Origin of the sequence: Mesorhizobium sp. M7D.F.Ca.US.004.03.1.1 (assembly GCF_003998635.1) — a bacterium.
GTDB lineage: Bacteria > Pseudomonadota > Alphaproteobacteria > Rhizobiales > Rhizobiaceae > Mesorhizobium > Mesorhizobium loti.
This window is the reverse complement of the sequence record NZ_RZQG01000219.1, coordinates 1-7659: the sequence shown is the minus strand read 5'-3', so window position 1 is coordinate 7659 and position 7659 is coordinate 1. Positions and strand designations below refer to the sequence as shown.

Here is a 7659-nt window from a genome sequence, read left to right as displayed (position 1 = left end):
CCTCAAGAGCCCGCTGGTCAGCGACGGCCCGTGGAACGCGGCGCATTTCAAGAACCCGGCCTATGACGGCATGGTCACCAGCTATCTCAAGGCGCTCGATGTCGGCGCGCAGCGCAGTGCCGCCTCCGACATCCAGAAACTGCTGCTCGACGAGACGCCTGTCATCTTCAGCTATTTCCCCGATCTGTTGGTACCGGTGCGCAAGAATGTCAGCGGCCTGCCGCCGATCGCCGCCGGGCTGCTGCTCGATCGCGTGTCCCTGGGATAGGGCTGATTGGACAATTCCGCTTTTCGGGCGGTGAGACTATTTCGCGGCAAGACTGCGAAGAACGATGGGGGGCCATCGTTCGAGCCGCTCGATGCCGGAGAAACTCGCCGCCCGAAGCCCTCTTCGACTTAACGGCCCGATACAGGCTTATCTCGCTTTGCGGCAACGCTCGATGACAAAAGAAAAGAAACGGGAGACTACCATTCGCAAGCCCCATCTGCGCGGCCGTGGGCCGCATTTTCCCTTGCTCGACACCATCGTGCAGTACGAATTCGAGCCGGGCTATATAGCCTTCACCATGCCCACGCAGAAGCGCCTGCGTGTGCAGGTGGGGTCAATGACCGTCGCCGATACGACCAACGCCTTGGTGTTCTACGAATCCGATCACCTGCCGGTCTACTACTTCCCGATCGGCGACGTTCGCGAGGAGTTCCTGCTGCCGAGCAAGACGACGACAGAGGACCCCTTCAAGGGCATAGCCACCCACTATTCGCTCAACACCGGCATCACGCTGGTCGAGGACGCGGCCTGGCGCTACCTCGATCCGGTCAAGGGCTGTCCGCCGATATCGGACTACATGTCGTTCACCTGGAGCAAGATGGGCCACTGGTTCGAGGAGGACGAAGAAATCTTCGTCCACGCCCGCGATCCGTTCCGCCGGGTCGACTGCCTGCCGTCCTCGCGGCGCGTGCAGGTCATCCTCGACGGCGAACAGGTCGCTGATTCACGCCGCGGCGTGTTTCTGTTCGAGACCGGCCATCCGGTGCGCCACTATCTGCCGATCGCCGACACGCGGCTCGATATGTTTGCGCCCAGCCGCTACATCTCGCGCTGTCCCTACAAGGGCATCTCCAACTATTATCACGTGACGACCAAGGCCAAGCGCCACGAGAACCTCGTCTGGTATTATCCCGAGCCGGTGCACGAGGCGGAGCGCATCAAGGGGCTGGTCTGCTTCCACCACGAACTGGTCGACAAGATCCTGGTCGATGGCGTCGAAATCCCGAAGGAAGCCACGGCCGCGTCGAGCGGTTATTTCTGAGCATCGAAGCCGCTTGCGTGCGGGCGCTTGATCGAAGCACGGCTCAGCGCATACGCTCCCTGAGACAGGGAGGGCTATCGATGGATCTTTTCAAGCTGGACGGCGATGTCGCGCTGGTTACTGGCGCCGGTAGCGGCATCGGCCAGGCGATCGCGATCGGACTGGCCGAGGCAGGCGCCGAAGTCGCCTGTTTTGGCCATGCATCAAAAGGTGGGCTGGACGAAACGGCCCACCGGATCACGGCGCTCGGCCGCAAGGCGCTGGTGCTGACAGGCACGGTGACGTCGCAGAGTGATCTCGCGGCGGCGATCGATCGCATCGAGGCCGAACTCGGCGCGCTGACCGTCGCCGTCAACAATGCCGGCATTGCCGGCTCTGAACCTGCCGAGACGATGCCGCTGGAGACCTGGCAGAGGGTGCATGAGGTCAATGTCGCCGGCGTCTTCCTGTCCTGTCAGGCCGAAGCGCGCAAGATGCTGGCGCGACGCAAGGGCTCGATCATCAACATCGCCTCGATGTCAGGCACCATCGTCAACCGGGGGCTGACGCAAGCGCACTACAATTCCTCGAAAGCCGCCGTCATCCACATGTCGAAGAGCCTCGCCATGGAGTGGGCCGACCGCGGACTGCGCGTCAATGTCATCAGCCCGGGTTACACGCTGACGCCGATGAACAAACGGCCTGAGGTGGCGGAAGAAGTGAAGATCTTCAAGCGCGACACGCCGATGGGACGCATGGCGGCGCCGGAGGAGATGGTCGGACCGACGGTGTTCCTGGCCAGCCGTGCATCGAGTTTCGTCACCGGCCTCGACCTGATTGTCGATGGCGGCTACGTCTGCTGGTAGTGTTCGACTTCGCCTGCAGTCTGAATTTATACGCCTCGCGAGGTGTTAGTCGTTGCGCGACATGAACCTTGGTATATATAATTTCATCCTATGAAACGGCCTTGGCGAGATGGGGCTTGCCGGGTCGACAGCCGAGAACATGGGACCTTGATGGCTCGCACCTTGCAGGGCGCCGCAAGACTGGCAATCGATCCGCAGATGACCGCTCCCGCAGCGATCCGTCGGCAGTCATGACGCCGACACTCGAGTCCTATTCCATCATCACCGAGATTGAGCACCATCTTGCTTGCGCTGGCCAAAGCCGGGGCAACAATTTGGCGCCGACGGCCTTGCGCAAAGACCAGCCTTTCCAACACAATCAAGAAAAGCCGCAAGAAGGGAACGAACGATAATTTTCACAGCTTGAAGGAGAACAAGCATGTCACTTCGCAGTGTGATTTCGAACTTAACAATGGGAGCCTTCGCACTCGCCGCGGCGAGTGCACTGACACCTTCCGCCCAAGCCGCCGCACCCGAATCCAATGACCCGATCAAGATCGCGCTGTTCGACTGGACCAGCGTCAATCTCAACGCCAAGATCCTCGGCGGTATCCTCGAAAAGCTCGGCTACACCGTCGAATATCCGACAGCCGACTACCTCTCCAGCCTGACCACAGGCCTCACCAACGGCGATCTCGATGTCGGCCTGGAATTCTGGGACACGACCGCCGGCGAGGCCATGAAAGCCTCCGATGCCACCGGCCAAACCGAGCGGCTGGGCAAGCTTGGACCGAAGGCCAAGGAAGAATGGTGGTTTCCCGAATACATGAAGGAGAAATGCCCCGGCCTGCCCAATTGGGAAGCGCTGAAGGATCCGAAATGCGCCGAAGCCTTCTCGACGGCGGAGACCGCGCCGAAGGGGCGCTATCTCGGCGGCCCGGTGACATGGGAAGGCTTTGATGACGAACGTGTCGAGGCACTGAAACTGCCCTTCACCGTCATCCATGCAGGCACCGACGCGGCGATGTTCGCCGAACTGGACTCGGCCTATCAGCGCAAGGCGCCGATCATGCTGTGGATCTATTCGCCGCACTGGGCGCCGGCCAAGTACAAGGGCGAGTGGGTTGAATTCCCCGAATACACGCCCGAGTGCTACAACGACCCGAAATGGGGCGTGAACCCCGACGCCAAATATGACTGCGGCAAGCCGCATGGCGAGATCTGGAAGTACTCCTGGTCCGGCATGAAGGACAAATGGCCGGTCGCCTACAAGGTGGCAAAGGCCTACACGATCGACACCGACGAGCTCAACAAGATGAGCGGCGAGATCGATCTCGGCGGCAAGACGCCGGAAGACGTCGCCGCGGCCTGGATCGCCGCTCATGAGAAAGACTGGAAAGCCTGGGCGCAGTGATCGTTCCGACTGGAAAAATGAGACCCGGCTGCCTGATCAGCCGGGCCTCACTTTCTTGATGTTCCAGAAGGACGTTTGAATGTCGGATAAGACTGAACAGGAGCCAATCGTGGCGGGCACGCCAAAAGATGTCCGTCCGATAAAGCTTGCCTGCCGCAATGTCTGGAAGCTGTTCGGATCGAATGCGACCAGTTTCATCCGCGAACGCGACGGCAAGGCCAGCATGGCCGATGTCACCGCTGCCGGGCTGGTCGGCGCGGTGCGCGCCGTCGACCTCGAAATCCGCCAGGGCGAGATCTTCATCATCATGGGCCTGTCGGGCTCCGGCAAGTCGACGCTGGTGCGCTGCATGTCGCGGCTGGTCGAGCCGACCCACGGCAAGGTCGAATTCGAGGGCAAGGACCTGCTGAAGATCTCGGATGCAGCACTCATCGAATTGCGGCGACACCGGATGGGCATGGTGTTCCAGAACTTTGCCCTGCTGCCGCATCTCAACGTGCTGGAAAACATCGCCTTTCCGCTCAGCATCCAGGGGCAGGACCGGGCGACACGCGAAGCAAGGGCGCGCGAGGTCATCGAGCTTGTCGGCTTAAGGGGGCGCGAGCATTTCTATCCGCGCGAGCTGTCCGGCGGCCAGCAGCAGCGTGTCGGCATCGCCCGCAGCCTGGCGACAAAACCGGAAATCTGGTTCCTCGACGAGCCGTTCTCGGCGCTCGATCCGCTGATCCGCCGCGAAATGCAGGACGAGCTGATGCGGCTGCAGACCATGCTGCACAAGACCATCGTCTTCATCACCCATGATTTCGACGAGGCCATACGACTGGCCGACCGCATCGCCATCATGAAGGATGGCGAGGTCATCCAGGTCGGCACGCCGGAAGAGCTGGTGGTCAATCCGGCCACCAATTATGTCGCCGAGTTCACCCGCGACGTCGACCGCGCCAAGGTGATTTCGGCACGCAGCCTGATGCGCGCCTGCGACGGCTCGGAGCATGGCGGCACCATTGCCCCAGATGCCAAGATCGCCAGCTTCTCGGCCGGTATCGTAGCCGCCAACAAGCCGTTCGCGGTGATCAACGGCACTGGCAAGCCCATCGGCGAAGTGACGCCGCAAGCGGTAATCGATCTGCTGGCCGGCATTGATCGTTCAAGGGCCGGCGCATGACGGTGACCGCGAGCGCCAGCGAGACGCGGTCGCGGCCGGTTCAGGTCTGGCTGCTGGTCTGGGCGGCAGCGCTTGCCGCCGTGCTTGTCGTTTTCCTGCTGCAGGACAGGTTGCCCTGGGCCGTCAACTACCCGGCAAGTGCCGTCGTGCCTGTCGCCGACTGGGTCAGCGCGCTGATGCGCTGGATCAAGTCCAACTTGTCGTGGCTGACCCGCTCGATCACCGCGGTGCTCGGCGTGCCACTCGATTTCGCGCTCAATCTGCTGGCCAAGAATTTCAAGATCGGTCACGGCGCTGATGCCTATGTCCTGCCGCGCCTGTCCTGGGTCGGCGTCTGCGCTGCCGCCTTCCTCGCCGGACATGCCGTTGGCGGCAGAAAACTCAGCCTGCTGGTTGGTGGCTGCTTCCTCTACATCGCGCTGTTCGGCCAATGGACCAGTGCCATGCTGACACTCGGGCTGATCTCCATCGCTGTGCCGTTCTGCATCGTCACCGGGCTGTTCGCCGGTATCTGGGCGTGGCGCAAGCCATGGGCCGAAAGGCTCATTGTCTCCCCTGCCCTTGACCTGATGCAGACGATCCCGACCTTCGCCTACCTGATCCCGATGCTGCTGCTGTTCGGCAACAGCCCGGTCTCGGCGATGATCGCGACCGCCATCTTTGCCACCCCGCCGATGGTGCGGGCGACGATGCTGGGCCTGTCGCGGGTGCCGTCAGAGATCGACGATTTCAGCGAGATGGCCGGCTGCACGGCGCGGCAGAAACTGTGGCGAGTGCTGCTGCCGTCGGCGCGGCCGACGCTGATGATCGGCGTCAACCAGGTGATCATGCTGGCGCTGAACATGGTCATCATCGCCTCGATGATCGGCGCCGGTGGTCTCGGCTACGACGTGCTTCTCGCACTGCGCGCGCTGAAGGTCGGCGAGGCGATGGAAGCGGGCCTTGCCATCGTGGCGCTCGCGATCGCACTCGACCGGCTGAGCCAGGCCATCGCGCACAAGCAGGCAAAGGGCCATGTCCATCAGGAGATGAGCCCGAGCCTCTGGCGGCGCCACCCTAACCTGACGCTGGCCATCGCCATCCTTGTCGTGACAACGCTGCTCGGCCTGTTCGTTCCCGCCTTCGCGGCGGTGCCGAAAGCGATCACCTTCACCACGGCCCCGCTGTGGAAGGCGGCGGTGAACTGGGTGACGATCAATTTCTTCGACACGATCGAAGCGTTTCGCGTGGCGCTCATCCTGAACCTGCTGAACCCGCTGCGCGCCTTCTGCGAAGGGTTTCCGTGGCTGGGTGCGGTGTTCCTGCTCGGCCTTGCCGGCTATCAGCTCAGCGGCTTCCGCCTGGCCGTATTGGTCGCAGCACTGACCGCCTTCTGCGCCGTCACAGGGCTGTGGGAAAAGACCATGGCGACCGTCTATCTCTGCGGCATCTCGGCCTTCATCGCCTGCCTGATCGGCATCCCCATCGGCCTGATGGCGTCGCGCAGCGACCGCTTCGAGAAGATCGTCACACCGGTCATCGACACGCTGCAGGTGTTGCCGTCCTTCTGCTTCATCATTCCGGTGGTGATGCTGTTCAGGGTCGGCGACGTCACCGCGATGATCGCAACGATAGCCTTCGCCGTGGTGCCGGCGATCCGTTACACCAATCATGGCATCAGGCAGGTGCCGCCGGCGCTGATCGAAGCGGCCAAGGTTTCGGGCTGCACGCCGCGCCAGACCTTCTTTCGCGTGCAATTGCCGCTGGCGCTGCCGGAGATCATGCTGGGCGTCAACCAGACGATCCTGATGGCGCTGGCGATGATCATCATCTGCGCCATGGTCGGCACCCGCGATCTCGGCCAGGAAGTGTTCATCGCGCTGTCCAAGGCCGATTCCGGCCGCGGCATCGTCGCGGGTCTCGCCATCGCCTTCATCGGCATCGTCGCCGACCGGCTGTTCAGCGCCTGGACTGCAAAGGCCAGGGCAAGGCTGGGGTAGCCGAGGCGCGCCGCCCTACTCCGCCGCCACGCCCTTCACCTCGAGATAGCTCTCCATCGAATCGTCCAGCGCCTGCAGCCATGGCGTGTGGTGCAGCGGCGCCATGGTGCCGGTCATCAGCGAGCGATAGGCGTGGTCGCGGAAGCTCATGATGTCTTCGCCCTTGTGGTGCTCCCACTCCATGAAGGTCTGGTTGACCGCCTCGACGTCGAAGCCGGGATAGTCGGTCTGGTCCATCAATTCCTTGGTGTAGTCGCCCTGGAACCAGATCATCTGCTCTGCGTCTTCGAGCGTTTCCTCGCGCGCGCGCCACTTCGCGCCATGCTCCGCCATCGCCTCGGCCGACGGCAATTTGATGCGGCCCATGATGACGTCGCGGGCGAACCAGGCCTGCGCGTCGAACATGTTGAAGGTGTAGAACTGGTCCTGCATGCCGATATAGGAGAGCTGCGGGTTCTTTTCCCAGACGACGCCTTCATAGAGGTCAAGCGGCCACATGCGGTTGGCGGTCTTGAGCTTGAGGTCGTCGGTGAGGAAGGGGAAGGAATGCAGATAGCCGGTGCACAGGATGATGGCGTCGACATCCTTGGTGGTGCCATCCTTGAAATGCGCGGTCTTGCCGACAACCTTCTGCAGCAGCGGCACCTCTTTCCAATTGTCAGGCCATTTGAAGCCCATCGGCTTCGAGCGGTAGCTGGAGGTGATCGATTTGGCGCCGTATTTGTAGCATTGCGAGCCGATGTCCTCGGCCGAATAGGAGCGGCCGATGATCAGGATATCCTTGCCCTTGAATTCCATCGCGTCGCGGAAATCATGGCTGTGCAGGATGCGGCCGTTAAAGGTCGAAAAACCCTCGAAATAGGGTACGTTGGGCACAGAGAAATGGCCGGAGGCGACGACGACATTGTCGAACTCTTCCGAATAGGTGACGTCATTGGTGCGGTCATGCGCGGTGACTGTGAACTTC

Annotated in this window: 6 protein-coding genes and 1 pseudogene; 6 read left to right on the top strand and 1 reads right to left on the bottom strand. The window is 62.0% G+C overall.

All coding sequences use genetic code 11. The features are described 5' to 3' along the window. The 6 genes and pseudogenes from EN935_RS14700 to EN935_RS14675 all read left to right on the top strand — a co-directional run. Nucleotides 1-268, top strand: a pseudogene (locus tag EN935_RS14700) (peptide ABC transporter substrate-binding protein); the annotation flags it as partial. 172 nt (nt 269-440) lie between these two features. Further along, entirely contained in the window at nt 441-1310 is an 870-nt protein-coding gene (locus tag EN935_RS14695) for a DUF427 domain-containing protein (protein WP_126068319.1), read from the top strand. An 80-nt stretch (nt 1311-1390) separates the two neighbouring features. After that, nucleotides 1391-2155, top strand: a complete 765-nt coding sequence (locus tag EN935_RS14690) for an SDR family oxidoreductase (RefSeq protein ID WP_127262741.1) — start codon at nt 1391-1393, stop codon at nt 2153-2155. A 418-nt stretch (nt 2156-2573) separates the two neighbouring features. Continuing rightward, entirely contained in the window at nt 2574-3548 is a 975-nt protein-coding gene (locus EN935_RS14685) for an ABC transporter substrate-binding protein (RefSeq protein ID WP_109662009.1), read from the top strand. A gap of 79 nt (nt 3549-3627) precedes the next feature. Further along, complete coding sequence (locus EN935_RS14680; protein WP_126068317.1) at nt 3628-4713, top strand: glycine betaine/L-proline ABC transporter ATP-binding protein; 1086 nt, start codon at nt 3628-3630, stop codon at nt 4711-4713. Beyond that, nucleotides 4710-6692, top strand: a complete 1983-nt coding sequence (locus tag EN935_RS14675) for an ABC transporter permease subunit (RefSeq protein ID WP_126068316.1) — start codon at nt 4710-4712, stop codon at nt 6690-6692. The genes EN935_RS14680 and EN935_RS14675 overlap by 4 nt, the downstream gene beginning before the upstream one ends. 15 nt (nt 6693-6707) lie before the next feature. On the opposite strand, the gene EN935_RS14670 is transcribed toward EN935_RS14675, so the two are convergent. After that, a partial coding sequence (locus EN935_RS14670; protein ID WP_164771133.1) for an NAD(P)/FAD-dependent oxidoreductase occupies nt 6708-7659 on the bottom strand: 952 nt, incomplete at its 5' end.